The organism is Nostoc sp. UHCC 0252 (assembly GCF_034931145.1).
In the GTDB taxonomy this organism is placed as follows: Bacteria; Cyanobacteriota; Cyanobacteriia; order Cyanobacteriales; family Nostocaceae; genus Nostoc.
Genome location: NZ_JAYGHE010000075.1, coordinates 1 through 25,455, shown reverse-complemented (window position 1 = coordinate 25,455; position 25,455 = coordinate 1). Strand labels below are relative to the sequence as shown.

General features: G+C 41.8%; 28 protein-coding genes. 16 read left to right on the top strand and 12 right to left on the bottom strand.

Annotated features, from left to right (window positions below; all coding sequences use genetic code 11):
- The first annotated feature begins 27 nt into the window (after positions 1-27).
- On the top strand, positions 28-225 hold the full coding sequence (locus VB732_RS29095; RefSeq protein WP_323202639.1) for a hypothetical protein: 198 nt from the start codon (positions 28-30) through the stop codon (positions 223-225).
- Positions 226-357: 132 nt separating this feature from the next.
- Positions 358-1,728, top strand: coding sequence for a thioredoxin-disulfide reductase (trxB, locus tag VB732_RS29090; protein ID WP_323234340.1), 1,371 nt, complete (start codon positions 358-360; stop codon positions 1,726-1,728).
- A gap of 207 nt (positions 1,729-1,935) precedes the next feature.
- Here trxB and VB732_RS29085 read toward each other — a convergent pair whose 3' ends face one another.
- Together VB732_RS29085 and VB732_RS29080 are read right to left on the bottom strand one after the other, a co-directional pair.
- Entirely contained in the window at positions 1,936-2,349 is a 414-nt protein-coding gene (locus VB732_RS29085) for a putative toxin-antitoxin system toxin component, PIN family (protein WP_323234339.1), read from the bottom strand.
- Positions 2,346-2,585: a hypothetical protein gene (locus tag VB732_RS29080; RefSeq protein WP_323234338.1), complete on the bottom strand. Its 240-nt coding sequence runs from the start codon at positions 2,583-2,585 to the stop codon at positions 2,346-2,348. Before VB732_RS29080 ends, VB732_RS29085 begins: the two co-directional genes overlap by 4 nt.
- A gap of 207 nt (positions 2,586-2,792) precedes the next feature.
- Here VB732_RS29080 and VB732_RS29075 point away from each other — a divergent pair, with 207 nt between their 5' ends.
- The 4 genes from VB732_RS29075 to VB732_RS29060 all read left to right on the top strand — a co-directional run bounded on the left by VB732_RS29075 (position 2,793) and on the right by VB732_RS29060 (position 5,576).
- Positions 2,793-3,689: an ABC transporter permease gene (locus tag VB732_RS29075; protein WP_323234337.1), complete on the top strand. Its 897-nt coding sequence runs from the start codon at positions 2,793-2,795 to the stop codon at positions 3,687-3,689.
- 75 nt (positions 3,690-3,764) lie between these two features.
- Positions 3,765-3,974 carry a hypothetical protein gene (locus tag VB732_RS29070; protein WP_323234336.1) on the top strand — a complete coding sequence of 70 codons (210 nt, stop codon included), beginning with the start codon at positions 3,765-3,767 and terminating at the stop codon, positions 3,972-3,974.
- A 66-nt stretch (positions 3,975-4,040) separates the two neighbouring features.
- Complete coding sequence (locus tag VB732_RS29065) at positions 4,041-4,943, top strand: ROK family protein (protein WP_323234335.1); 903 nt, start codon at positions 4,041-4,043, stop codon at positions 4,941-4,943.
- Between the two features lie 3 nt (positions 4,944-4,946).
- Complete coding sequence (locus tag VB732_RS29060) at positions 4,947-5,576, top strand: type I restriction endonuclease subunit R (protein ID WP_323234334.1); 630 nt, start codon at positions 4,947-4,949, stop codon at positions 5,574-5,576.
- Between the two features lie 2 nt (positions 5,577-5,578).
- Here the strand turns inward: VB732_RS29060 and VB732_RS29055 are convergent, their stop codons facing one another.
- Together VB732_RS29055 and VB732_RS29050 are read right to left on the bottom strand one after the other, a co-directional pair.
- On the bottom strand, positions 5,579-6,001 hold the full coding sequence (locus VB732_RS29055) for a hypothetical protein (protein WP_323234333.1): 423 nt from the start codon (positions 5,999-6,001) through the stop codon (positions 5,579-5,581).
- A gap of 123 nt (positions 6,002-6,124) precedes the next feature.
- On the bottom strand, positions 6,125-7,762 hold the full coding sequence (locus VB732_RS29050) for a CTP synthase (RefSeq protein ID WP_323234332.1): 1,638 nt from the start codon (positions 7,760-7,762) through the stop codon (positions 6,125-6,127).
- Between the two features lie 84 nt (positions 7,763-7,846).
- Here VB732_RS29050 and VB732_RS29045 point away from each other — a divergent pair, with 84 nt between their 5' ends.
- The 3 genes from VB732_RS29045 (at position 7,847) to VB732_RS29035 (ending at position 10,258) form a co-directional block, all read left to right on the top strand.
- Positions 7,847-9,601 (top strand): N-acetylmuramoyl-L-alanine amidase, encoded by a 1,755-nt coding sequence (locus VB732_RS29045; protein WP_323234331.1) that lies wholly within the window; start codon positions 7,847-7,849, stop codon positions 9,599-9,601.
- A gap of 99 nt (positions 9,602-9,700) precedes the next feature.
- Positions 9,701-9,928 (top strand): hypothetical protein, encoded by a 228-nt coding sequence (locus VB732_RS29040; protein ID WP_323234330.1) that lies wholly within the window; start codon positions 9,701-9,703, stop codon positions 9,926-9,928.
- Positions 9,929-9,931: 3 nt separating this feature from the next.
- A complete protein-coding gene (locus VB732_RS29035; protein WP_323234329.1) occupies positions 9,932-10,258 on the top strand; it encodes a helix-turn-helix transcriptional regulator in 327 nt (108 codons plus the stop codon).
- A gap of 345 nt (positions 10,259-10,603) precedes the next feature.
- Here VB732_RS29035 and VB732_RS29030 read toward each other — a convergent pair whose 3' ends face one another.
- The 3 genes from VB732_RS29030 to VB732_RS29020 form a co-directional block, all read right to left on the bottom strand.
- Positions 10,604-11,008, bottom strand: coding sequence for a hypothetical protein (locus VB732_RS29030; RefSeq protein ID WP_323234328.1), 405 nt, complete (start codon positions 11,006-11,008; stop codon positions 10,604-10,606).
- A 76-nt stretch (positions 11,009-11,084) separates the two neighbouring features.
- Complete coding sequence (locus tag VB732_RS29025; RefSeq protein WP_323234350.1) at positions 11,085-12,173, bottom strand: ParM/StbA family protein; 1,089 nt, start codon at positions 12,171-12,173, stop codon at positions 11,085-11,087.
- A gap of 448 nt (positions 12,174-12,621) precedes the next feature.
- Positions 12,622-13,632: a hypothetical protein gene (locus VB732_RS29020; protein ID WP_323234327.1), complete on the bottom strand. Its 1,011-nt coding sequence runs from the start codon at positions 13,630-13,632 to the stop codon at positions 12,622-12,624.
- A gap of 341 nt (positions 13,633-13,973) precedes the next feature.
- On the opposite strand from VB732_RS29020, the gene VB732_RS29015 reads away from it, so the two are divergent.
- On the top strand, positions 13,974-14,399 hold the full coding sequence (locus VB732_RS29015; protein WP_323234326.1) for a hypothetical protein: 426 nt from the start codon (positions 13,974-13,976) through the stop codon (positions 14,397-14,399).
- Between the two features lie 182 nt (positions 14,400-14,581).
- On the opposite strand, the gene VB732_RS29010 is transcribed toward VB732_RS29015, so the two are convergent.
- Complete coding sequence (locus VB732_RS29010; protein WP_323234325.1) at positions 14,582-15,055, bottom strand: pentapeptide repeat-containing protein; 474 nt, start codon at positions 15,053-15,055, stop codon at positions 14,582-14,584.
- A 125-nt stretch (positions 15,056-15,180) separates the two neighbouring features.
- Here VB732_RS29010 and VB732_RS29005 point away from each other — a divergent pair, with 125 nt between their 5' ends.
- Positions 15,181-15,675, top strand: a complete 495-nt coding sequence (locus VB732_RS29005) for a YraN family protein (protein ID WP_323234324.1) — start codon at positions 15,181-15,183, stop codon at positions 15,673-15,675.
- Positions 15,676-15,956: 281 nt separating this feature from the next.
- Here the strand turns inward: VB732_RS29005 and VB732_RS29000 are convergent, their stop codons facing one another.
- Positions 15,957-16,346 carry a hypothetical protein gene (locus VB732_RS29000; protein ID WP_069068139.1) on the bottom strand — a complete coding sequence of 130 codons (390 nt, stop codon included), beginning with the start codon at positions 16,344-16,346 and terminating at the stop codon, positions 15,957-15,959.
- A 245-nt stretch (positions 16,347-16,591) separates the two neighbouring features.
- Here VB732_RS29000 and queA point away from each other — a divergent pair, with 245 nt between their 5' ends.
- Positions 16,592-17,773, top strand: a complete 1,182-nt coding sequence (queA, locus tag VB732_RS28995) for a tRNA preQ1(34) S-adenosylmethionine ribosyltransferase-isomerase QueA (protein ID WP_323234349.1) — start codon at positions 16,592-16,594, stop codon at positions 17,771-17,773.
- A 209-nt stretch (positions 17,774-17,982) separates the two neighbouring features.
- Positions 17,983-19,089, top strand: coding sequence for a tetratricopeptide repeat protein (locus VB732_RS28990; protein WP_323234323.1), 1,107 nt, complete (start codon positions 17,983-17,985; stop codon positions 19,087-19,089).
- Positions 19,090-19,224: 135 nt separating this feature from the next.
- On the opposite strand, the gene VB732_RS28985 is transcribed toward VB732_RS28990, so the two are convergent.
- Positions 19,225-19,920 (bottom strand): TrkA family potassium uptake protein, encoded by a 696-nt coding sequence (locus VB732_RS28985; RefSeq protein ID WP_323234322.1) that lies wholly within the window; start codon positions 19,918-19,920, stop codon positions 19,225-19,227.
- A 157-nt stretch (positions 19,921-20,077) separates the two neighbouring features.
- Positions 20,078-21,412: a TrkH family potassium uptake protein gene (locus VB732_RS28980; RefSeq protein WP_323234321.1), complete on the bottom strand. Its 1,335-nt coding sequence runs from the start codon at positions 21,410-21,412 to the stop codon at positions 20,078-20,080.
- A 274-nt stretch (positions 21,413-21,686) separates the two neighbouring features.
- Here VB732_RS28980 and VB732_RS28975 point away from each other — a divergent pair, with 274 nt between their 5' ends.
- Both VB732_RS28975 and VB732_RS28970 read left to right on the top strand, forming a co-directional pair.
- On the top strand, positions 21,687-22,529 hold the full coding sequence (locus VB732_RS28975; protein WP_323234320.1) for a methyltransferase domain-containing protein: 843 nt from the start codon (positions 21,687-21,689) through the stop codon (positions 22,527-22,529).
- Positions 22,530-22,668: 139 nt separating this feature from the next.
- Complete coding sequence (locus tag VB732_RS28970) at positions 22,669-23,448, top strand: ABC transporter ATP-binding protein (RefSeq protein ID WP_323234319.1); 780 nt, start codon at positions 22,669-22,671, stop codon at positions 23,446-23,448.
- Between the two features lie 247 nt (positions 23,449-23,695).
- Here VB732_RS28970 and VB732_RS28965 read toward each other — a convergent pair whose 3' ends face one another.
- Complete coding sequence (locus VB732_RS28965; protein ID WP_323234318.1) at positions 23,696-24,358, bottom strand: GIY-YIG nuclease family protein; 663 nt, start codon at positions 24,356-24,358, stop codon at positions 23,696-23,698.
- Positions 24,359-24,480: 122 nt separating this feature from the next.
- On the opposite strand from VB732_RS28965, the gene VB732_RS28960 reads away from it, so the two are divergent.
- A complete protein-coding gene (locus tag VB732_RS28960; protein WP_323234317.1) occupies positions 24,481-25,410 on the top strand; it encodes a sugar ABC transporter permease in 930 nt (309 codons plus the stop codon).
- The last annotated feature ends 45 nt before the right edge of the window (positions 25,411-25,455 follow it).

The window sequence follows — 25,455 nt, the reverse complement described above, 5'->3', positions numbered from 1 at the left end:
ATCATATTATTAGGATCGATTGAAGCTATGCTAGATTTAGATGAATTCAAAAACAGTCAATTGTTCGAGAATATCGTGGCAAAGATAAAGGCGAAAACAGAACTACAAACAAAATTGAAGTTAACCCCAAAATGTGTTGATAAAGGTATGAGTGTTCAAGAAATGGCAGAATTCCTAGAAATAGATGTTGAAATTATCAGGAAATATCTGCGAGAAAACTTGTAGCAGTTAAGAGTATCTTTGACAAGTTTTGAGCGCATAGTACTGTAGGCTTTTCCCATCGCTTCCCATCTGACCTAGCCGATCGCAATTTGTTATGCTATATTAAGCGTAGTCGTTATGAGTTCATATATTTTCATGACTAACCCAACTGTAGAAAACTTGGTAATTATCGGTTCTGGCCCAGCAGGGTACACAGCCGCCATTTATGCTGGACGTGCTAACCTGAAACCCGTTGTATTTGAAGGTTTCCAAGCCGGGGGATTACCTGGTGGGCAACTAATGACAACGACGGAAGTTGAGAACTTTCCAGGGTTTCCCAAAGGGATTACGGGGCCGGAACTGATGGATCAGATGAAGGCGCAGGCGGAGCGCTGGGGGGCTGAACTATATACTGAAGATGTTATATCAGTTGATTTGAGTCAGCGTCCATTTACAGTGCGATCGCAAGAAAGGGAAATAAAAACCAACAGCATCGTCATTGCTACGGGTGCAACTGCAAAACGTTTGGGTTTACCTAGCGAACATGAATTTTGGAGTCGGGGTATCTCTGCTTGTGCAATTTGCGATGGCGCAACACCAATTTTTCACGGCGCAGAATTGGCTGTAATTGGTGCTGGCGACTCGGCGGCGGAAGAGTCTATTTACCTCACCAAATACGGTTCAAAGGTAAATATGTTGGTACGTACAGATAAAATGCGGGCTTCTAAAGCCATGCAAGACCGCGTTTTGAGCAACCCGAAAATCCAAGTGCATTGGAACACAGAAGCCGTGGATATCTTCGGTAACGGCCACATGGAAGGGGTGAAAGTCCGCAATACCAAAACTGGTGAAGAGAGCAAACTGCACGCGAAGGGTTTATTTTACGCCGTTGGTCACACTCCCAACACCTCTTTATTTAAAGGTCAGTTAGAGCTGGATGAGGTGGGTTATGTTGTCACTAAGCCTAGTTCTGTAGAAACCAGTGTAGAAGGTGTTTTTGCTGCTGGTGACGTACAAGATCATGAGTTTCGCCAAGCAATTACGGCTGCGGGTACTGGCTGTATGGCGGCGATGTTGGCAGAACGTTGGTTGTCGTCCACTGGCTTGATTCAAGAATTCCATCAACAGCCAGAAACAGCAGTTAATGAATTAGAACATCAGCCAGCTAAAAAGACTGAAGCCGAGGAAGAAGCTGGATTTAAATTGGATGCGACGCGCCATGAGGGAGGTTACGCTTTACGGAAATTGTTCCATGAAAGCGATCGCTTACTCCTTGTTAAATACGTCTCTCCTGGCTGCGGCCCTTGTCATACCCTGAAGCCAATTTTAAATAAAGTAGTGGATGAATTTGACAGCAAAATTCACTTTGTGGAAATCGACATCGATAAAGACCGAGATATTGCTGAAAATGCTAATGTGACAGGAACGCCAACGGTTCAATTGTTCAAAAACAAGGAACTGGTGAAGGAAGTTAAAGGCGTGAAGCAAAAGAGCGAATACCGCCAGTTGATTGAAAGTAACCTGTAAGAGAATGGGGAGTGGGGAATCTGACTTTTCACGGCATTTAGAAAACCTCTCTCTAAATCTCTCTCCTAAAAGGAGAGATACTTTGAATTTTCCCCTTCCCGCGTCGGGAAGGGGGTTAGGCAGGGTGGATTTTTCCACATGACCTGAAAAGTCAGGTGGGGAATGGAGAATAGTAAAAAATCATTGACACTTACTAATTCTCAATACTCACTCCCCGACATCGCAAACTAACCTGTTAAATAAAGATACAGAAATAATTGTTGTATTGACCAAAGTTTGCGCCTGATTAAAATCAGAATCACCCGTAATCAAGAAATCTGCTTCTGCTGCCGTAGCACAAGCTAAAAACTTTGCATCTTTTCTATCTGTGGGAAAATCAACTTCAAAATTGACATCAATTAGCGTTAGAAATGTATCAATAATTTCAAACCATTCACCTCTTACCTCATCTGTCAACTTAAATTTGCTTCGGCTTAAGACTTCTTTATATTCCACGATAATTTCTTCAGAAGCTATCCATTGCCAATCTGGATTATCAAAAATAAACTGAATAACATCTCTTGGTACTCTACCCTTAAGGACAGCAGAAACTAAAACATTCGTGTCAATAATAACTTTCATTCCCCGCGTTGGTAAGCTTCAATTTCTGCTGATATTTCTGCTTCTGTAATATCTTGTACTCCCGGTAGCAACTGTGTTTTATCAAATAAATCTCTCAGCTTTTTACTAATTTCTGCTCTGGGATTATCCTCAGCTAAGATAATTATTTCTACTCTTTGTCCTACCTGAAAAGGTAAATCAGATAATATTACTTGACTTGGATCTGTAATGGTGATGTATTTTTTGTAAGCGTTCATAATTCCTCCATTAACTTGGTCTTTCTCTACTTGGGATAATTAAATTTTGTAGTGACAAGGGCTGATAAGGCATAATCTCACCTCTAACTCAGTCTAGCTCTGTATCCACCGCGAAACAGTTGGACTTTTAGTCAGGATGTTTACGCAATCCCCAATCTGATATGTAAAATAGTCAGCGTATCAAGCTTTGATCCAGGCGATCGCTTTATGGCCATTACAAAACGGCGACTACCGACATTTTTACAGTTTGGCAAAAATTCCAATCTTTCCCAAAAGCTCATGCTCATTGGGTTAGCCATTACCCTATTTTTCATCTTCCTGGCATTCTTCGCTCCCTTATTCCAGGCTTGGGGATGGCTGCTAAACCCAAAAGATTTTCTCTCTAATCCAATCCACGAGCCACCCTCAGCTAAACATTGGTTTGGCACTAGTCGCTTAGGTTATGATGTTTTCTCCCGGACATTGTTCGGCGCTCAAGCTGCTTTGCAGGTGGTGATTTTGGCAACGGCGCTGAGTATGATTATCGGTGTGCCTCTAGGGATGCTGAGTGGTTATCTGGGCGGGAAATTGGATAAAGTGTTGCTGTTTATGATGGATAGCATTTACACTCTACCGGGGCTACTGCTGTCTGTAACACTAGCCTTTGTGGTGGGGCGTGGGATATTAAATGCAGCGATCGCTATTAGTATTGCCTACATCCCCCAATATTACCGCGTTGTTCGTAACCACACTGTTAGCGTTAAAACTGAAGTCTTCATCGAAGCTGCTCAAGCAATGGGCGCTTCCACCTGGGTTGTGCTTTCTCGATATCTATTTTTCAACGTCATTCAAAGCGTACCCGTCCTCTTTACACTCAACGCTGCTGATGCAATTTTGGTGTTGGGCGGTTTGGGCTTTTTAGGGCTAGGACTTCCCGAAGAAGTTCCAGAATGGGGACATGATTTAAAACAAGCCTTAGAAGCTCTACCTACTGGCATTTGGTGGACTACACTTTTCCCTGGTTTAACCATGACATTCATGGTAGTAGGGTTATCACTACTTGGTGAAGGGTTAAACGAATTTGTCAATCCCCGATTACGAAGAGAAAATAGAATCCGAAAATAGTTAGTAAATAGTGGACACTTATTAGTCAACCGACTAATCATTGATAACTAGTAACTGATAACTGGAGAGATTTGTGTGAAAGATAACCTGACATTAATTGCCGCCGCTACTGGCGGATTTATCCTTTCTATTGCCCTTGCTGGCATCTTAAGAGGTGCGCCAGTTACAGGTTGGCAAGAGCAATCGAGTTTTCGCACCACGAATTTTGCTAATTTACAAAAATCGGAATTGAAAGCTTCGCGTCTTCTTCCAGGGGGAGATGCTACGCGAACAGATCGGGGATAAAAAAAATGAACTGGAGAATAGGGAATAGCTGTTCACCAATGCCCAATGAAAAATGACAAATGACAAATGACAAATGACAAAATTCAAGTAATTGGCATTGATGTAGGGGGAACAGCAATTAAGCTGGGGCGGTTTACAGCCGATGGTACTTGTCTGCAATCTCTAACTGTGGCAGCCCCCCAACCGACAACGCCGGAGGCCGTGCTGGCGGTGCTGGTAGATGCGATCGCACAAATCGATCCAGATAATCAAACTGTTGCTATTGGTGTTGGGACTCCTGGCCCCTCCGATGCAGCAGGACGCATCGCTAAAATCGCCATTAACTTACCTGGATGGCTCGATGTGCCTTTAGCAGATTGGTTAGAAGCCAAAACTGACAAACCTACTGCGATCGCTAACGATGCCAACTGCGCTCTTTTAGGAGAAGCTTGGCTAGGAGCCGGTCGCCACTTGCAAAATCTGATTCTGCTAACTTTAGGAACTGGGGTTGGTGGCGCAATTATCCTTGATGGCAAACTATTTATTGGACATCAAGGAGCCGCCGGGGAATTGGGTTTAATTTCATTAAATCCTGATGGGCCAATTTGTAATAGTGGCAATCGAGGCTCTTTAGAACAACATGCCTCTGCTACTGCCATTCGCCGCCGCACTCTCAAAGAACCCATAGAATTAGGTATTCTTGCTCAACAAGGAGATCCCGCAGCATTGACTTTTTGGCAAGAATATGGTAGGGATTTAGGAATTGGTTTGACGAGTTTAATTTATGTACTCACACCGCAAGCGATCGTCATTGGTGGCGGTATAAGTGGCAGCTTTGAGTTTTTCTTACCAGCAGCAAAGGCAGAAATTGAGAAGCGAGTTCAGCCTTTATCACGAGTAGGTTTACAGATTTTGCCAGCCGAATTAGGAAACTTTGCTGGGATAGTGGGTGCAGCAAAGTTGGCATGGCAATGCTATTCAGGGTTATAGATTATGGTTCAAACAATCCCAGCTAGAGACATCAGTCTTTACGAATTAGAAGAAAAATTTGGTTTGCAACTTGCTACAGACACCAGCTTTTTTACAGAGTGGACAGAAAATTTACCAACTTTGACTGATGGTGAAAAGCAAGCGATCGCGCGGGTGAAAAGCAACTATATAAACTTGAATAAGCGCCGTCTGATGTCAGAAGAGGCGGTAAAGATGGTAGTACTGTCTCCTTTACTCGATTTAGCTGGATTTTATCAACCTCCTTTTGAGATTGAAACCGAAACTTCTGTTGAGATTTCTGCTGAAGACGAGAGTTTTATCGTGAAAGGAAATATTGATGTTCTTGTCATCCAAAAATGTTTTTGGGTACTTGTCATCGAATCTAAAAGCGGTAGATTTGATGTGATGACAGCTTTACCTCAAGCACTAGCTTATATGCTTGATTGTCCAAATCTTACACAACCGACTTTTGGCTTACTAATGAACGGTAGGGAATTTGTTTTTGTCAAATTGATTCAACAAGAACATCCTTGGTATGCACGATCTTATGCCCTATCAATTGAACGTGATTCAGAATTACACCAAGTACTCAGTATATTGAAGCGCCTTGGAGAATTAATTCGTAATTCCTAATACTAAGACAAAGAATATCCTGTTGCCTTGTGAACGTATTGCACAACTTTTTGATATGATTCGGGATTACTCACAGGATTGATGATGATAGGGATAGTACCATCTGGCAACCAAAAAGTTATCCTGCCGTTCGGTTCATGACAAAAAGAACTGATGCAGTTGAGATTAATTACATATTCATTTTTGTCGTAAAAGATTTTTACCCAATGGGCATGATCTAATTCTAACCTCGTCACACATTCTAAATAATCGAGAATTTTTTGATAATCTTCTAAGTTATTTTGGGGGTTAATTACTATGGGAATGGCACTATCAGGTAGCCAAAAAGTAACTCTGCCATTTACTTCATAACAAAAAGCATGGACACGTTCAAAATTCACTACATATTCTCTCCTCTCGTAAAGGATTTTCACCCAGTACGCCACAACATCTCCTCAAGTCAAAAATTTACGAATGATGCACCCTATATGTCCGAATCTACTGAAGCCTTAAGTTAATGTTGCTGTGTACCAATTAAAAATTAATTTTTAATTTTTAATTTTTAATTGTTATGACACCTCCAATGGCGTAGGAGTACCTGGAATTGATAAAGAAAGAGCGATCGCTGCTTGAATAAACCCTTTAAATAAGGGATGAGGGCTACTAGGACGCGATTGAAACTCTGGATGAAACTGGCAAGCCAGAAAGAATGGGTGCTTGGGTAATTCCACAATTTCAACTAACTGTCCATCAGGAGAAGTACCACTGATCACATAGCCAGACTTTAATAAGAGATCGCGGTAAGCATTGTTGAACTCATAGCGATGTCGATGTCGTTCATAAATTACATCTTCTTGATAAAGCTTGAAAGCTAAAGTATCAGGGAGAACACGACAAGGATATAGCCCCAAGCGCATTGTACCCCCTAAATCGACAACTTCCTGCTGTCCTGGCAACAAATTAATTACTGGATCAGTTGTATGAGGGTCAAATTCAGCACTATTGGCATCTGTTAATCCCCCTACGTTTCTAGCCCATTCAATTACAGAACATTGCATCCCCAGGCATAAACCCAAAAAGGGAATTTGGCGATCGCGGGCGTATTTAATGGCGGCAATTTTGCCATCCACTCCCCGAACCCCGAAACCTCCTGGTACAACTATGCCATCGACACCCCCAAGATGAGTTTCGGCTGATTCATTTTCCAAATCTTCTGAGTTCACCCAACGCAGGCGCAGTTTGCCATAAGTGGAGATTGCAGCATGGTTTAGTGCTTCCACTACAGATAGGTAGGCATCACTTAACTGCACATATTTACCAACAATGGCAATTTCTAACTCGTGCTTAGGAGTATGTAAGCGTTGTACCAAGGTTTGCCACTGCGTCAAATCTGGTTTGCGTTGCTCCATTTGCAGTAAGTTCAGCACTTGTTCTGCCATTCCTTCCCGTTCCAGATTCAGGGGTACTTCATAGATACTTTTGGCATCTTGGGAAGTAATGACGCATTCTTCTGGGACATCGCAAAATCCCGATAATTTCTGCTTTAATCCCTTGGGTAAGGGGCGATCACTCCGGCAAACTAAAATATCTGGTTGAATGCCAATGGATCTCAGTTCTTTAACTGAATGCTGTGTTGGCTTCGTTTTCATTTCACCCGCAGAAGCAATCCACGGTACCAAAGTTACATGCATATACAGCACATTCTGCCGTCCCACCTCTTTACGAAACTGGCGAATTGCTTCCAAAAACGGCAGTGATTCAATATCTCCCACCGTACCGCCGATTTCTGTAATTACTACAGATGGATTTGTACTTTTAGCAACTCTCAGAATTCGCTCTTTTATTTCATTGGTAATATGAGGAATAACCTGTACAGTGCCGCCGTTGTAGTCTCCGCGCCGCTCTTTATTGATAACTGCCTGGTAAATCGAGCCAGTAGTCACACAATTTAACCGCGACATTGAGGTATCGGTAAAGCGTTCGTAATGCCCCAAGTCCAAATCTGTTTCCGCACCATCCTGGGTAACGAATACTTCCCCATGCTGAAAGGGACTCATTGTGCCAGGATCGATATTGATATAAGGGTCAAGTTTGAGAATCGACACGGAATATTCGCGCGACTTGAGCAAACGCCCTAGACTTGCTGCTACAATGCCCTTACCAATACTGGAAACTACGCCTCCAGTTACAAAGATAAACTTAGTCATAGTAGTTTGAATTTCTAACAACTTCTAAAAATACATCCCGTCATTGTGCCACAGTTGTTGTGGTGTAATCTTCAGTGATTTGTTGTGAAAAACCTTTTAGGATTAGTAATATTAGGCTGTATTCTCACATCCTCCGTAGCATTGGCAGAGCCATCTCTTATAGTCGTTTTTCCCCAGACAAACTACCAAACAAGTGCCCAAAAAATCTTCTTTCTGGGCACTGCACCACCAGATGGTCAGGTTTTGATCAATAGTAAGCCAGTTAACCGCAGCAAAGCTGGTCATTTTTCCCCTAGTTTCCCCTTGCAGTTGGGGGAAAATATTTTTACTGTGCGTCACGACAATCAAGAACTCAAGATTAAGGTGACAAGGCTTAACACTAGCCCTGAGCTACCACAGGGGTTAGCCTTTGCTAAAAATTCCCTGACTCCTGCCGCCGACATTGCCAGACTACCAGGAGAAGTAATTTGTTTTAGCGCGATCGCAACCCCCAATGCCAATGTATCTGTAACCCTGGCGAATCAAACCATTGCCCTTTCACCCCAACCTCAACAGGCACAACTACCAAGTAATTTGGCAGCTTTGACAGGGCAAAATCAGCCTTATGCCCAGTCTAGCGTAGGCAATTATAAAGGTTGTACCACAGTGGCAACAGCCGCCGATCTGGGACAACCTCAGTTTCAACTGACACTCGATGGCAAGACGATAACTCAACCAGGGGCTGGTAAAATTCAAATCCTCTCAAGAGCAGAGTTGCCAGTTTCTGAGGTTACAGTAGAGTCAGGCGTGGCTCGCACTGGCCCAAGCACCGATTATTCTCGACTTACACCACTGCCCAAAGGCACACGCGCAACAGTAACAGGTAGGGAAGGTGAATGGTTGCGCCTAGACTATGGCGCTTGGATTAATAGTAAAGAAACGCGCATTTTACCTGGTGCAGTTCCGCCACAGACAATAATTCGCAGTGTCGGATACCGTCAACTCCCTGGTGCAACAGAGATAGTTTTCCCCTTACAAGCTCCCGTACCTGTGAGCGTACAACAAAGTGAGGGTGCTTTCGCTCTCACTCTCTACAATACCACTGCCCAAACGGACATTATTCGCCTGGATGATGACCCCCTGATTTCTCGCCTAGATTGGCAACAAGAGGCTCCAGAACAAGTAAAATACACCTTTAACCTCAAAAAAGCTCAACAATGGGGATATAAGCTAAGATACGACGGTACAACCCTGGTTTTGGCTTTGCGTCATCCGCCGAAAATTGGGAACACAAGACGCAAGCCTTTAGCTAATTTCAAGATTGTACTAGATCCTGGGCATGGCGGTAAAGAATCTGGTGCCAGTGGCCCAACTGGATATTTAGAAAAAGATGTAAATTTGGTGGTATCCAAGTTGTTGCGGGATGAGTTGGTGAAGCGAGGAGCAACGGTGGTAATGACGCGGGAAGATGATAAGGAGGTTTCGTTAGTAGAACGTCAGGCAATTATCAGTCAAGAAGAACCTGCGATCGCTCTTTCCATACATCACAACTCTCTACCTGATAATGGCGATGCCGAAAAAACTAAGGGATTCGGCACTTTTTGGTATCATCCCCAAGCCCACAATCTCGCAATATTTTTACAGAACTATGTAGTCAAAAATCTCGGCAAACCTTATTATGGCGTGTTTTGGAACAACCTAGCGCTGACACGTCCGGCTGCTGCGCCATCAGTGTTGCTGGAATTGGGTTTTATGAGCAATCCCGATGAATTTGAGCAGGTAGTGAACCCAGAAGAACAGAAGAGAATGGCTGGTGCGATCGCTCAGGGGATTACTGAGTGGTTTAGGAGCGTGAGATAAATTTGGAGGTACAACAAGTGTTGTACCTTCGTGGAGTGCGATCGCTAGAGGATCTCGAAAAGGCCAACCTGGAAGATGAATTGATGGAGGTAATTTGCAATGGCGAAGAAGAAATCAGCGATTCTTGAAGCCGTTCACGAAACGGCTACGGGGCTGCACAAGGCTGGACTGATTGATCAGACTACATTACGTGAATTCGAATGTCTGTACTTGTCTAAGATTGAACCGCTAGAACCTAAGCAAATTAAGGAAATACGCGAATCATTGCCGAAAGCGAGACAGATCAGAAAGATTATTCAACAGAAACAGCTAAAAAGAACGGGATAAAAAATGAGTAACGAAAATAATGTTTACGTTATTAGTGGGAATGTGTTTGCTGATTTAGGATTACCCAATCCCGAAGAAAGACTAGTCAAAGCTGAAATTGCTCGTAAAATTAGTGAAATCATTGCTACTCGAAAATTAACGCAAGTGCAAGCTGGTGAAATTTTAGGAATTGATCAGCCTAAAGTTTCTTCATTAATTAGAGGACGATTAAGCGGGTTTTCACTTGATAGATTGATTAGCTATTTGAATAGTTTGGGTAATGATGTAGAAATCACAATTAAACCCAAACCTGAAAATCGGCCAATTGGACGTACAACAGTAGCCTGTTAATAAGATTATTCCAGAAGTGCGGTAAACTACCCGCTCTTTCATAAGTCTACTTTTGAATATTCTTCGGCAGTGTCAATATTCAGCGATCGCAATTTTTTAGCTAGTTCCTGCTCAAGGTTGCGATTGACTTTTATAGTGCAATCGTCATAGGAAAGACTACAAATAGGGTATTGGTGATTGTTAATAAGCTGTATCGATTTGGGAGCAACGCGATTTTGTGAGGTGCTAAAAATTAGGGGTATAAATCATCTATTTTTATTGAGAATCTAGCTATATAACTGAGGATTAAACCCCGACCTCACTTTTTCGCGTTGCCCCTTATCGATTGATAGTCACGCACCTATTTCAAGATAGGCTTTGATAATATCGCTCAAAAGGTTGATAAGTATCTAGGAATTCAAATGTAGTAGCTGATGTAGTCATTGAACGAGATATCGCTACCCTCTGATAGTCTATCAATTCCTTTATTTCCGGTATTGTAATTAATTCTTTAAATTCAGATTCAATAACAATTAAAAAATTTATTTCTTTTCTCGAATCATTTTTTATTTCCTCGTGCGTTATACAAAATGGGTAAGTCACTTCTTTTTCTAAATCAAAATAACAAAACTCCCATTTATCTGGTAACTTGTGAATATTTTCTACATTTACAAGCAATTCTTGTCGTGCTTGAAAGTTTTTCCCTTGCTTAAGAGGAATACACTCTTTATAATGTTTTGGCTTAACATCATCAGAAAGTTTAATTTTCATTTGTTTACTGGTATATTAAATAAATCTTTACAGCTACCGAAAATTATCTTTACTTTGGGATAAATTCAAAGTAACATCAGTTTTCTGACCTAGCACGGCGCTCAATAGCGCCTAATTGCGCCTCAGCATAAATATACTGCCCCAAGGCATTAGCTTGCCTAGAGGGTGCTGCTAAATGGGCATAAATCTTTGCTTCTTTAAGCAGACGTTGAATATCATCCCAGAAGAATTCACCGCCACCACCAGTAATAATTACATCAGTTACACGCTCTGGCAACCAGGCTAGCACACGGCTACAGATTTCACGAGAAAACATCTCTGTAAGGTTGGGAATAAAATCGTCTAAGTTAGTGGGTTTGGTTGCGCTTTTAGGACGGTAATAGCGTTCGCCTCTGGGTTTGTTAGCAGCAGAAATTAATCCCAAAGATTGACTATCAGCACCGTCTATTTCCGCAGCCATCAATTCATAAAACTTGTTCATACCAAAGTCTTCACTTTTAGAAAGATATTTAATAAATCGGAAATTATCCATCATCAACAAATCAACGGTTTGATGTCCAATATCAACGATCGCCAGCGATATTTTTGTAAAATCGGGACTGCTAGGACTTTTCTTTGGTTGAGCTTCAGACCACAACAGGCTGCCATAGCCCTCTGGCATTACCCATACGTTACTGACGTTCAGCGACACAGATTCGCCTCGGGAGTTCAACACATGAGGCCCGCCTACTTGACTAATCAAGTATGCTTTTTCGTTTTCAAATTGCTCTAAGGAAAGAAAAGGCAGACCCAGTACAACTGAGATATCGTCTCTAAGTTTAAAGTAGCTAGCACTTGCTAACACTTTTACCAGTGCAGCTTCTACCTTAGATTGTCCGATTCCTAGATTCGCTCCAAAATCTGCTGCCAGTTGACCTACAGCATATCCATTGCCTTGATATTCCAGCCACAAATTCATTAAAGGATCAATAGCACGAACTTCAAAAACACCACCACGTAACTGTTCTATTGACATTTGCTTAACGTTGGCAGGTACAAACACAACACTACCGGGTTCGCGACTGACACAAGTCTTTGTGGAAATTCTGCCTAAATCAACACTGAGAACAGTTTTGCTGCCAGCATCGCTGGATTTTATAGTGTTGATTTTTTTAGTTGCTGCTATTGCTGTTAAAAGACTTGCATAGTAATCATTAGGAACAATAATTAGCTCCTCTTTTAATTGGTGGAGAACTTGGTTAGTTTGTTCCACTGCTGCTTGAAACCTGTTTAAAGCATCTGTTGTAGGTTCTCTATCAATCTCCCACATTAAGGAAATGAGATTTTGTTGTAGTCGTACTGCTAAACGCAAACAGTCTTTTTCTACTTCGTCTAATGCGTGTTGGCGAGTTAAATCATTAATCTGCCTTTTGCTCTGATCAGCAAATTCATAATATTTCTTCTCTAAATTGGCGTATTTGTCTGTTAATTCATTTGCAACTTGTCTGTGATGCTTGCCTGCTTGTCTGTCCTTTTCTCCAGCAGCATGAGCAGTAAAAGCACCTGCGACAGCACCAACTGCCGCCCCTAAAGCACCAAACAGAAGAGGAATCATACAATTTTTGCCTAATTCTCTAGGAATGAGGAGGAAGGTAAAGAAGTTGAGAATCAGGCAGTAACTTACTATCAGTTGATGCTATTCCTAAAGACTGAGCAATAGCTACTGATTCACGTAACCGTTGCATAGCCCCTTCTATTCCCAGTCTGAGGGGGCGATTTGTAATTTCTTGATTAATTACTTGCGCTTCGGCCAAAAACTCTAGATTTTTCTGGTGTTCATAAATTAGTTCGTTTTCAATTGCTTGTAATCTTTCTAATTCTTGTTGAGTTAAAGATTCATAATAGATTTTCACGGTCTGTTTATGGTCATCGAGGATTTTGAAAAACTCGTAAACCATACCCGCAGTTCCAACAACAGCTAAAACTGGTGCTGCTGCGGTTAAAGCGATCGCAATTGGTGGACAAGCTGCTGCTACTGTTGTAGTTACAAACGCTGTCACACCCCCAACTGTGCCGCCTTTTACAGTATCTTTCAGTGTTTCTATAGCGGCTTGTTGTGCAGAAATTTCACCCCGAACTACGCGCAGCGCGTTGGTTAGTAACGAAAATGGTGCTGTCGTCGCTACACCAATGGCTGCTCCCAGGGGCGCGGCTTTAACTCCTGCTTTGACTGCACCTGTTAGGTTATCAAAATGCCATTTAGCATCTAGCCTCATTTGCTCCTGCGAAGTCATGGGTTTATCGCCACGGGCTAAATTATCTTTGGCGTTTTCCCACTTGATATTTTTGGGATCATTTGAGCCGCCTTTGCTATGCGGTTTGATATGACTAGCGTGTTTATCTGATAGGTATTTTTGGGTATTAACATCAGCCGACTTGCTATCAATCCCTGCTCTCTGAGATGGAGGGATTTTATCTAACATTTCTTGGGCTTGCACTCTGGTTCTGATCGGATCACCAGATCGAATCCCACCTTTATATAATCTACGGGCTGCACTTAAGGATAAATCCTGTAATTGGGTATGTTGAACGTTAATATTGGCAGCAGCGTTAAAAGCGGAATTACGCTCTTGTTCGTCAGACATGGGTAAACCAATCTAGTGTGATGTATTAGCTTATTTTCTTATGGTTCCCATTTGAAGACAGATGCGATCGCACCACTAACCCATAAAATGGAGCCATGCAGAAGATAGCAAAAACACCCCTCAATTTATTGAAAGGTGCGTTGGCGTAGCCCGTCGTAGACATCGCTGATTTGCCTACTAATGAAAAGCTAGTTGAAGTCTGTAATAAGCTTTTGCCTGTAATTACTAAGTTTTTTGGCTTGCCATAACTCCTTGCTTTGTCTTGATTTCAGTGCTTCTACCCTGCCAGAACCCCTTTGATTGCGGGTAGAAATATATGAAATCTGATATTTTTAAAGCGTATGTATTTGAAGTTAGGCGGCATAGTAGGAGCGATCGCTATTTTATTAAGTAATGGTAGTGCGATCACCGGAGGTGTTGGCGCAGCGATCGCTGAAGATGTTGACACAGCGATCGCTCAAGATGCAGAAAGATATATTACTGTGGGGCATGATAAATTAGGAAACAGCGTAGCTCTGGACACAGAAACCATTAAGGGCACGACATACAAGCTTTATGGAATGTATGGGGATGGTGTCTTCGAGACTACTTTCGATGCATCATGTACAGAATCGCGGCTTTTTCTGAATCGCATTGCCATTTACGGTTCAGAAGGACAGCTACTTGAAGAAGATAAGGAAAAAGGAGAAATACCTTTTGTCGCAAATTCTTCACCAGGCAAAGGAATGAAAATTGTTTGTCAAAAGATTGGGGCCCGTGGTTGGTAGTTACTCAGTAATGGGGGATGGGGAAGAAGCAAGGGAGCAGGGGGCAGGGAGCAGGGAGCAGGGAGCAGGGGGCAGGGGGCAGGGAGCAGTGAGCAGGGGGCAGGGGGCAGGGGGCAGGGGGCAGGGGAAGAACTATTGATTTATTGATCCATGCCCAATTCCCAATTCCCACCTAGAAAATACTAAGGGCAAAACAGCGTGTCACGCGTATCTCTTCCTGTAGTGGGATTAGTTCCTTTGGCAAGTTTGCACAATTTTTTTTGCTCATCGGGACGCAGCAGCGTATCGGTAAAATCTGCCCCGTCAATGATTGCACCATCAAATCTGGCGTTAGCGGCAAACGCCCCCTCTAACAGTGCATTTGTCAAATTTGCTCTCACTAAACGAGCCGAATCTAAAGTGGCATTTCTCAAATCAGATCCCTCTAAATTCGCAGATTCCAAATTTGCTGCAAAAAAACTGACACCGTTCAAATTAGCATGGCTAAAATTACTTTGGCGAAGATTAGCTTTAGTAAAGCTGGAGTCTGTTAAATCACGTCCTGAGAAATCAGCCTCGACCAAAATTTCCTTATTATATTCGAGTGCTAAAGCTGTTGAAGCAAAACCCACGGTTGCGGTGATGCCAACTATTCCCCAAAGGAATAAACTGAGCATATTTGCCCAAAATTGATAGTCTCTTTTATGCCTCAACCTGAATTGTGTTGGGGATGAGTCGAGTGTAGAACCCTCTGTGCGATTGCTTAACCTAGAATTCATAAAATTCATCATATTTTTAGTCAATGGCTAACCTTCCTCCATCCCATTATCCAAATATTGGTGAATTAGGAGAAGACCTAGTTGCCCAATGGTTGCAATCGACAGGTTGGATAATTCTGCATCGTCGCTTTTCTAGCCGTTGGGGAGAAATCGATATCATTGCTCAATATGATGGAATCGGGGAAAAACTCCTTACTCAGCACTCATTATTGGCATTTGTTGAAGTTAAAACCCGCACTTCTGGGAGTTGGGATGCAGGGGGAAGAAGCGCAATCACTCCACAAAAGCAAGCAAAAATTTCGCGGACAGCTGGAATATTCTTAGCTCAGTACCCTGAAAAGGCAGATTATTCTTGCCGATTTGATGTTGCTATTGTTTACTGTCAAAAGATATCAAAAAATCTGACTGGGGTTACAGCAACTCAGGAAGCTGTAGTTACTTCATCAGCCGCCGGATACAAGTTTAAGCTGCAAGAATACATTCTAGCAGCTTTCGACTGTTCAATTGATAATGGTTGAAGAAGAATTCAGAAGCCAGAATGGGCTAAACCCTAGCTATCCCCTAACAGAGGACAGAATCAATTAGTTGGGATTGGAAACTTGCCACTGAATTCTTTGCCGTTGGCATTGCCGGAGGATAGACACTAAAGAAAGTCTAAAGAAAGTATATTTAGTGGGGGTATTAAACCCCTTTATTCCTCTGCCAGTCGTAGAAAATTTATAGATTTCTTCTGACTCCTGACTCCTAACTCCTGAATTCTTTCTTGATAATTTTGTAGTAGTGTTACAACCAAATGCCATCACGCCAAAGTTTCTGGACAGTAACCTAAGCCACGGACAAACTGTTGCCGGAAGGCTTCGATTTCGTCTCTCTCTGGACTCCCATGAGAAACAATCGCAACCTGATAGCGACGCATCACGTCCACAGGGCATTGTCCGGCTTCCAAACTCCAAAGCGCCATTTGCACCCTCATTGGCGGTTCATAGCTAATTCCTAATTCATTTAGAAAAGCGCGAAAGTCGCCATCTTCTTGAGGTGAGACTTGACCTCTGAGTTTGATCCTAACCACCCAGCCATCAATTTGATGAATTACGGTGACGAACGAAACTGGTGTCTGGGGTCTAGCGTGCAGGTGTTGAACGACCCTCAGGGTTAGACTGGCATTTGCCAGATAATACAAGTATTCCATGTTTGTTGGTGCTTGGGATCAAAGCCAATCCTACATATCTATATTCGTCAATCATTGCCTGTTCCCGGTAGGGTAAAAGCCCCCGTTTTTAGATGGGGAGGTTTACCCAATTTTTATGTTAATTTTTCCGTGTTACTTAATAGTAACAATCTTATAGCCTTGCGAGAAAAATGAGCAAAGATACCTTAAAGTTCCTTTAGAAGAAAAAGCTAAAAGCAGCTTTTTTAAGAGAGTATAAATACTAAATAAAGCAAAAACTAGTACAAGCGAATTTGAAAGATACCTCTGGCACACAAGAAAAAGATTTGAATTTAGATTGCTCGGTAGCTGGCTATGACTACAAACTACCTCCAGAACTCATTGCCCAAAACCCAGCCGTTCCTAGAGATAGTTCCCGGTTACTGGTGGTTAATTCTCCTACTACAGGTACTGAAACAGAGCCTCTGCATCATATTTTCCATGATTTGCCTGGACTGCTACGCCCTGGTGATTTGCTGGTTATGAACAATACAAGGGTCATTCCAGCGCGGCTTTATGGTCATAAATCTACTGGTGCTAAACTCCAGGTGTTGCTGTTGGAAGAACGAGAGTATAACTGTTGGTTAGCTTTAGTTAAGCCAGGAAAAAGCTTTAAACAGGGAACAAAGATTATTTTTGAAGCAAGAGGATTGGGGATTGGGGATTGTGAAGAATCTGCCCCAGCCGCCAGTACCCAACTCACAGCTACGGTTTTAGAAACAGATGCAGCCACTGGAGGGCGTTTGTTGCAATTTGATGTGCCAGAGGGAAAACCTTTGGTACAGATGTTAGAGGTATTTGGTGAAGTACCGCTACCACCATATATTACTGCCTCGTCAGCTGCTGATGAGCAGTATCAGACAGTTTATGCCAAACAACCAGGAGCGATCGCGGCTCCAACGGCAGGATTACACTTTACCCCAGAATTATTACAAAAGTTGCGCGATCGCAATATCCATCAAGCTTTTATAACGCTACACGTTGGTGTAGGTACATTTCGCCCTGTGGAAGTAGAAGACGTAACTACCCACCAGATGCATGAAGAATGGATTGAAGTCCCTGCCGCCACAGTAGAGCAAATCCGCGCCACTAAAGCAGCTGGCGGTCGAATTATTGCTGTCGGAACAACGGCAGTACGGGCTTTGGAAGGGGCAGATGAATCTGGGAATTTACAACCATTTTGCGGGAAAACAGACCTATTTATTTATCCTGGCTACCAATGGCGGGTAGTGGATGGTTTAATTACCAATTTTCACCTCCCACGCTCCAGTTTGCTGATGTTGGTAAGTGCCCTAATTGGCAGACGACGGTTATTGAATATATACAACGAAGCGATCGCTTTTAAATATCGCTTTTATTCATTCGGCGATGCCATGCTAATTTTGCCGTCAGCTGTGGAGTTGAAATAATTCGTAATTTTAATTAACTTTTGTAACGGATATTTGAGATTCTGCAAAAACTTTTGTAGCGACTCGACTGAACATTTACAGAACGTCTTTTTAGTTATGGGGGAATTAAACCCCCAAAATTAGTTAAAAGTCGGAAATTTGGAATTTTTTCTTTCGTGGTGGGTACTCTGACTTATGAGGAGTGAAAAATAAGTATAGGTCTGTGATTCATGTCTGAAAAATTCCTATTTTCTCAGTCGTTACATTTATTTTGCCGGGTGACACTCTGTAGCTGTTCTGCATTTTTGGTCTTAGCTGCACCAGCAATTACTAATTTTCCAGGAAGTAAGCTGCTAGCAGAAAGCGCAGTTTCTCAGGATCTCGAAGCAGCTAGCTTTTTCCAGCAGGGAGTCACGCGCTATAACCGCAAAGACTTGCAGGGTGCAGAATTTGCCTTTCGTCAAGCGTTACAGCGAGATCCTAGCCTTGGGGCTGCGCGGAATTATCTGGGTAATATATTTATGGAGCAAAATCGCCTGGATTTAGCTTTACAAGAATATACAGAGGCGATTAAAGTTAATCCCAATTTTAGCGAAGCTTATTACAACTTAGGGTTAGTGTTGTACCGACAAGGAGAAAAAGATGCAGCGATTACAGCTTATCGGCAGAGTCTTGTAATAGATTCCACAAGGGTAGCAGCGTTGTATAATCTGGGTTTGGCGCTGTATGAACAAGGGCATCAACAGGAAGCGATCGCAGCATACCAGCAAGCGATTAATTTAGATAGTAGGAATGCCAACGCTTATTTTAACTTAGCGATCGCCTTGCAACAACAAGGTCAAACAGAGCGAGCGATCGCCACTTATCGCCAAGTCTTGCAGCTAGATCCTAAAAATGCCACAGCTTACAACAACATGGCAAACTTGCTAGCAATTCAAGGTCAAGGTTCTGAGGCTATTTCTGTTTATCGGCAAGCTATTCGCCTAAATCCTAAAAACGCCTCAGCTTACTATAACTTGGGAGTCACTTTATATAATCAAGGCGACATCAAGAAAGCTAATGGAGTATTGAAACGTGCCCATAATGAGTATCGGGAGCAAGGAAACATTGAGCAAGCTGAGAAAATAGAACAACTAATGCAGCAAATTGCCCAGAAAATTGGGCAACAGCAGCCTCAAGCCAGTCAAACAGCTACTCCTTCTCAGACAACTAGTACAAGTAATTTAATACAGACACTTAAGCAACAAACGCAAAATCAACCAGAAACTTCAGCCGATCCTGGCAATGTGCCTGTCTCAGTTGAATTCCAGCCTACTTTAATAAGTCCCGGACAATAAAAAACCCAGAGTTAGAAATAAAAGAAAAAGTAATCCGCCAGTCGTCAGAATTGATGCTGAATTCTGGCGACTGGCGCTTTTATTTTTCTTGATAGTTAATAACTCCTAACTCCTAAATCTCAGCTTCTAAATTTTTCAAATTGGCAAGCGATTAATATCTCTATTGCAGCCAATAACTACCATTGCTGAACCACGTTCTAAACGCTTAGTAGGGTCAGGATTAATTATAAATTTACCATCCTGGCTCACTGCTAGCAAATTTAAACCGTAGCGGTTACGAAGTTGAAGCTCAGTGATTGTTTTGTCGTGAAATTCATCAGGTACAATCAACTCTACAATACTGTTATCTGGGTCTAGGTCAAACCGATCTAAGATTGCTGGTTTAGTAAGTGTACGCGCTAGGGCGCAACCTGCTTCATACTCAGGAAAAACAACATGATCTGCTCCTACTCGGCGCAACAGTTTACGGTGAACTTCACTAGAAGCTTTAGCAACTACATGGGGTACGCCAGCCTCTTTCACATTTAGGGTTGTTATGATGCTTTCTTGAACGTAGTTACCAATCGCTACAATTACAGTATCAAACTCAAAAACTCCAGCTTCTTTGAGTGCGGCTGGTTCTGTAGAATCTAGTTGCAAAGCATGACCAACAATTCCCTCAGTTAATGCTTCTGAAACTCGTTTTTCATCAACATCTGTTGCCAGCACTTGATAACCAAAATTGTGCAGTGTAGAACAGACAGACCTACCAAAGCGACCTAACCCAATTACAGCAAATTGGTGGTTATCTTTACGTAAACTGCGAAAAAAACCTAATGATGACAAATTCACCCTTGTTATCCTTATTATGGCTCCCTGTATTTAGGGCAAAAAACGGTTATACCGCTTGAACTAAAAATTTTATTTTTTGCCTTTCAATGTATATGTTATCAGTTTAGTCATTAGTGAATTGCCAAGAATTATTCTCCCCCCATTCCTTACTTCCTAACTATCCCACTAGGAGATTTTCTTCAGGATAGTGAATTCTGGTAGGGCGTGGATCTCCTAGTACTGCGGACATCAGTAGTAAAACACCTACTCGTCCAATGTACATAGTGATAATTAAGATGAGCTTTGCTGTTATAGAGATACTCCCTGTAATACCTGTAGAAAGCCCTACGGTGGCGAAGGCTGATACTACTTCAAACAAAATTTTAATAAAATCTAATGTTGGATCTGTGAGGCTGATTAAAATTGTAGCTAAAATCACGGTCGCTACTGAACCCACCAGCACACCCACAGCTTTCAAAATTAAAGATATTGCTATTTTGCGATCGTACAATAAAACTTCTTCTTTTCCCTGGAGAATCGCTTTGGTACAACTAGTCAAGACTCTCAGCGTTGTTGTTTTCATCCCTCCTCCCGTACCACCTGGACTTGCACCAATAAACATGAGTGCAATCGTAATAAATAGACCGGCGGTGGTCATTTTGCCAATATCTATGGTATTGAAACCAGCAGTTCTGGGAGTGACTGATTGAAACCAAGCTACTAATATCTGGTCACGTAAATTTAGAGAACCAAACGTTTCAGGGTTTCTAATCTCTATACAGAAAAAGGCAATAATTCCTAAAAACAATAATATTAAGGTTGTGCTAATTGCAACTTTGAAATCTAGAGAAAAAATTTGATTTTGAGTTCTTTTGAAAATGCGATCGCGCAACCAAATGTAGATTTCTAAAATGACTTGATAACCAATGCCACCGCAAATAATTAAAGTCGTGATTGTGAATACAACTAAAAAAGATGATTGATACCCAATCAAGCTATCTTGAAATAGACTAAAGCCTGCATTATTCCAAGCATTAACACTATGAAAAATTGCTAACCACAGTCCTTGATTCCATCCAAAATCGGGAACAAATGCTGGTAGCAGCAAAAATATTCCAGTAATTTCAAAAATTAAAGTTGTGGCAATAATTGAGCGAATAACTTGGGTACTACCACTCATCCCCGGTCGGTCTAAAGCTTGTTGAATGGCTATTTTTTGCCGAAGATCAAATTTCCGACCGATGAGCAAAATCAGGAATGTAGTGCTTGTCATATAGCCCAATCCGCCAATTTGAGCCAGTAGCAGAATAACTAACTGACCCCAAAAGGAGAAATAAGTACCAGTATCAACTACAGCTAAACCAGTAACACAAACTGCGGATGTCGAAGTGAACAGCGCTACAATCGGGTTATTCCAAGTACCATCGCTAGTTGAAAAAGGCATAATTAACAAGATAGTGCCCACAGCTATGACAGTCAAAAATCCCAAGCAAACTGTGCGAGAAACAGTCATAATTAATTCGTAATTCGTAATTCGTAATTCGTAATTAAGAAAGTTAGATTTTATCTGGTTTTACGTCTCTTGTATATGTAGGTTTTTTTAGACAATTAGTAAAAATTTGAGGAAGAACGGTTTATTAAGGTAAAACTGAGGAAGTTTTCCAAGGAGGAGATATCACGGTTGACTTTCTCTACAAGCAAAATACCCTTATTTAATTAAAAACATACATGGTAGCCTATCTGTATGTTTTTTTTAAATTCGGCTTTGTTTTAACACTGCTTTTTTCATGAGTGCAACACTTTACCAGCAAATTCAGCAATTTTACGATGCTTCCTCTGGTCTGTGGGAACAGATTTGGGGCGAACACATGCACCACGGCTATTACGGCGCTGATGGTAGCCAGAAAAAAGACCGTCGTCAGGCTCAAATTGATTTAATCGAAGAATTGCTCAATTGGGCAGGGGTAGAAGCAGCAGAAAATATCCTAGATGTGGGTTGTGGGATAGGTGGTAGTTCTTTATATCTTTCACAGAAGTTCAATGCTAAGGCTACAGGGATTACGTTGAGTCCTGTACAAGCTGCTAGAGCAACAGAACGTGCCTTGGAAGCTAATTTGAGTTTGAGAACACAATTCCAAGTCGCAAATGCTCAAGCAATGCCCTTTGCCGACGATTCTTTTGACTTGGTTTGGTCACTAGAAAGCGGTGAACACATGCCAGATAAAACCAAGTTTCTCCAGGAGTGCTATCGAGTATTGAAGCCTGGTGGTAAGTTAATTATGGTGACTTGGTGTCATCGGCCAACTGATGAATCCCCATTAACGGCGGATGAGGAAAAGCATTTGCAGGATATTTATCGGGTGTATTGTTTGCCTTATGTGATTTCTTTGCCAGAGTATGAAGCGATCGCACATCAACTACCATTACATAATATCCGCACTGCTGATTGGTCAACTGCTGTCGCCCCCTTTTGGAATGTGGTGATTGATTCTGCATTCACTCCCCAAGCGCTTTGGGGCTTACTAAATGCTGGTTGGGCTACCATCCAAGGGGCATTATCACTGGGATTAATGCGTCGCGGTTATGAACGTGGGTTAATTCGGTTTGGCTTATTGTGCGGCAATAAGTAGAATTTCACTTCAAGAAAAAGATGTAATCTAGGAGCATTGAAGCAGATGTTCCTAGTTATGCATCAAGCTTGTAAATTCTAATAATGCAGATATCGGGGAAACCTTATAAAATTAAGTTTCTTATTGTTGAATTTCTTAAATGCCACTCGAACTGCAAAACCTCACAGGCGGTTACACCACAGTCCCAATTGTTCAAGACATTAACCTCACTCTACAAACAGGAGAATGGTTGAGTTTAGTTGGTGCTAATGGCTCAGGTAAATCTACTTTACTCAAATTGCTGAGTCGTATTCTCTCCCCACAGCAGGGAACAGTTTTACTTGATGGCAAAGCAATTCATTCTCAACCCCCAAATCTAGTTGCACAAAAACTAGCATTATTACCGCAACAACAAACGGTTCCCGTGGGCTTAACAGTGCGACAATTAGTAAGCTTAGGACGCACTCCACATCAATCTTGGTGGCAATGGGAATTAAATGCTCAAGATTGGGTGAAAGTGGAAGCTGCAATTAAAAAGACGCAACTAGAAAAATTGAGCGATCGCTTAGTTGAAGAACTCTCCGGTGGTGAAAGACAACGCGCTTTTTTAGCTTTAGCACTAGCGCAAGAACCAAAAGTTTTATTATTAGACGAACCTACAACTTTCTTAGATATAAACTATCAATTACAACTATTAGAACTACTGAAAAATCTTAATCAACAGCAAGAATTAACTATTGTTACCGTTCTACACGAACTGAATCTAGCTGCACGATATAGTTCTCGCATTGCTTTGTTAAAACAAGGTCATCTTTGGGAAGTTGGCAAACCTGAAGAAGTTCTGACACCAAGTGCGATCGCTCAAGTATTTGGTGTGGAATCTGTGATTATTCATACACCTGTGGGTTTACAAGTTTGTGCAATTTCATCTGTGTCATGATCACTCAATTACTTTCATGTCGAGTAATTCGACTTTTTCTTAATTTCTTTACCTTCAGGACTTACGCAATCGATTTAAAACTAAATACTTTTTAGTTAAGCATTTCTTTGGTGATTTCTCACAAAGAATATACCCAGGTTGAAGATTTCCGACTTGTCTGCGAGACGCTACGCGATCACAGACAAGTCGAAACCAACGGCGGCGGTAAATTTATTAACGTAAATTGCTTCAACTAAATCGTATTGACCTAAGACTTGGTTTCCTGTGTTTGTGCGTCGATAATTACACTCCAATCATCATTTGTGACAGCAGCTTCAAGCTGACGCTGACGTTCGGCTATACTCGCATCTATTGTTTCTGACTCTTTGGAGAGGGTTGTGTCAGCCATTGCTTTCCGCAGTTTTAGCTTTTTCTCCTCATAAGCTTGACGTTCCGCCTCAGACATTACCGCCTTTGCAGCTTCCCCTACTGTACTAGCCCACATTTCACGATCAATTGCATTTCCAGGTGGTGTGGTTTCGAGTTCTGCTATCCACGCATCTCGCAAATCTTCCATATCTTGACGCTTGGGGAACTTAAATGCCTGTACACGCACAAAAGCGCACTTTTGCTGACCATTTTGGGTGACATGACTATTTAGGGAAAGCAATACATTTCGAGAATAGCCAATGTACTGCACGTGGCGTTCTGCATCTAATACTGCGTAAACACCCGCAATTTTAGCGTTTTGAGCAGATGCACTCCAAGCTTCAAGGTCAATGATTTCAGTACCATTGTTTGCCATCTCAGGGGTTATACTCACCTCAGTGGCGGTGTGTTCGTCATCGGAACTATACAAAAATTCATGTAGCCCACGGTGGTTTATGGGGACATTTTGATGTTCAATTGGCGGGTTGTTATGAGTTTCCATCGTAGTTAATCTCTGAGTTATGACAGCAGATTGCAAATATATGCCTTTAGAATATTGAAGCTTAAATCTACTCACATCCCCAAATTATTGCTGACAAAGGAAAAACAATTATTAGACCTTATATGAATCAATTGACACCTAAAAATTGGATATTCATCAAACAGCGCCTTACCCCTTATCTATTTTTACTGCCCGCCTTGGTTCTTTTGGGCTTAACAGTTTTTTTGCCTGCACTGCAAGCCTTTTACCTCAGCTTTACTAGCTATGAAGATATCGCCCGGCCGCCACAATGGATAGGTTTTGCCAATTTTCTCAAGCTTTGGAAGGATGCTGTTTTTTGGAAAACCTTAGAAAACACTTTTTTATATCTTGTGGGTGTAGTCCCAATTTTAGTAATTGCTCCCTTAGTGCTGGCAATTTTAGTAAATCAGAAACTGCGGGGGATGAATTGGTTTAGGGCAGCCTACTACACTCCAGTGGTAATTTCAATGGTGGTTGCGGGAATAGCTTGGAAATGGCTGTATGCAGAAAATGGGTTACTCAATCAGTTATTAAAAGCTTTAGGGCTTTTTCCAGAAGGTATTCCTTGGTTAACTAGCCCAGAAAAAATTTTTGGAATTATACCAATTTCTCTTGCCAGCGTCATGGCTGTAACCGTGTGGAAGGGGCTAGGTTACTACATGGTAATTTATTTAGCGGGGTTGCAATCAATTCCTGCTGATGTGTATGAAGCCGCAGCCATTGATGGATCTGATGGTATCAACAAACATTGGGATATTACCATACCTTTGATGAAGCCATATTTAGCATTAGTAGCGGTGATTTCGGCTATTTCTGCGACCAAAGTTTTTGAAGAAGTATATATTATGACCCAAGGCGGGCCACTCAGCAGTTCTAAAACAATTGTTTATTATCTATATGAGCAAGCTTTTAGTAACTTGGAAATTAGCTATGCTTGCACAATTGGGTTAATGCTATTTTTGATAATTTTAGGATTATCAATTTTGCGATTAACTATTAATCAGCAAGGAGATGATAATATCACCATCTGAATATAGGACTAGTATTTGATTTATGAAAAAATCTAAGTGTATGTA

Excerpts from the sequence above, each read along its gene's own strand:
- VB732_RS29095 (WP_323202639.1), top strand. The coding sequence starts at position 28 with ATGCTAGATTTAGATGAATTCAAAAACAGTCAATTGTTCGAGAATATC.
- trxB (WP_323234340.1), top strand. The coding sequence starts at position 358 with ATGACTAACCCAACTGTAGAAAACTTGGTAATTATCGGTTCTGGCCCA.
- VB732_RS29085 (WP_323234339.1), bottom strand. The coding sequence starts at position 2,349 with ATGAAAGTTATTATTGACACGAATGTTTTAGTTTCTGCTGTCCTTAAG.
- VB732_RS29080 (WP_323234338.1), bottom strand. The coding sequence starts at position 2,585 with ATGAACGCTTACAAAAAATACATCACCATTACAGATCCAAGTCAAGTA.
- VB732_RS29075 (WP_323234337.1), top strand. The coding sequence starts at position 2,793 with ATGGCCATTACAAAACGGCGACTACCGACATTTTTACAGTTTGGCAAA.
- VB732_RS29065 (WP_323234335.1), top strand. The coding sequence starts at position 4,041 with ATGACAAATGACAAAATTCAAGTAATTGGCATTGATGTAGGGGGAACA.
- VB732_RS29060 (WP_323234334.1), top strand. The coding sequence starts at position 4,947 with ATGGTTCAAACAATCCCAGCTAGAGACATCAGTCTTTACGAATTAGAA.
- VB732_RS29050 (WP_323234332.1), bottom strand. The coding sequence starts at position 7,762 with ATGACTAAGTTTATCTTTGTAACTGGAGGCGTAGTTTCCAGTATTGGT.
- VB732_RS29040 (WP_323234330.1), top strand. The coding sequence starts at position 9,701 with ATGGCGAAGAAGAAATCAGCGATTCTTGAAGCCGTTCACGAAACGGCT.
- VB732_RS29035 (WP_323234329.1), top strand. The coding sequence starts at position 9,932 with ATGAGTAACGAAAATAATGTTTACGTTATTAGTGGGAATGTGTTTGCT.
- VB732_RS29030 (WP_323234328.1), bottom strand. The coding sequence starts at position 11,008 with ATGAAAATTAAACTTTCTGATGATGTTAAGCCAAAACATTATAAAGAG.
- VB732_RS29020 (WP_323234327.1), bottom strand. The coding sequence starts at position 13,632 with ATGTCTGACGAACAAGAGCGTAATTCCGCTTTTAACGCTGCTGCCAAT.
- VB732_RS29015 (WP_323234326.1), top strand. The coding sequence starts at position 13,974 with ATGTATTTGAAGTTAGGCGGCATAGTAGGAGCGATCGCTATTTTATTA.
- VB732_RS29010 (WP_323234325.1), bottom strand. The coding sequence starts at position 15,055 with ATGCTCAGTTTATTCCTTTGGGGAATAGTTGGCATCACCGCAACCGTG.
- VB732_RS29005 (WP_323234324.1), top strand. The coding sequence starts at position 15,181 with ATGGCTAACCTTCCTCCATCCCATTATCCAAATATTGGTGAATTAGGA.
- VB732_RS29000 (WP_069068139.1), bottom strand. The coding sequence starts at position 16,346 with ATGGAATACTTGTATTATCTGGCAAATGCCAGTCTAACCCTGAGGGTC.
- VB732_RS28990 (WP_323234323.1), top strand. The coding sequence starts at position 17,983 with ATGTCTGAAAAATTCCTATTTTCTCAGTCGTTACATTTATTTTGCCGG.
- VB732_RS28980 (WP_323234321.1), bottom strand. The coding sequence starts at position 21,412 with ATGACTGTTTCTCGCACAGTTTGCTTGGGATTTTTGACTGTCATAGCT.
- VB732_RS28975 (WP_323234320.1), top strand. The coding sequence starts at position 21,687 with ATGAGTGCAACACTTTACCAGCAAATTCAGCAATTTTACGATGCTTCC.
- VB732_RS28970 (WP_323234319.1), top strand. The coding sequence starts at position 22,669 with ATGCCACTCGAACTGCAAAACCTCACAGGCGGTTACACCACAGTCCCA.
- VB732_RS28965 (WP_323234318.1), bottom strand. The coding sequence starts at position 24,358 with ATGGAAACTCATAACAACCCGCCAATTGAACATCAAAATGTCCCCATA.
- VB732_RS28960 (WP_323234317.1), top strand. The coding sequence starts at position 24,481 with ATGAATCAATTGACACCTAAAAATTGGATATTCATCAAACAGCGCCTT.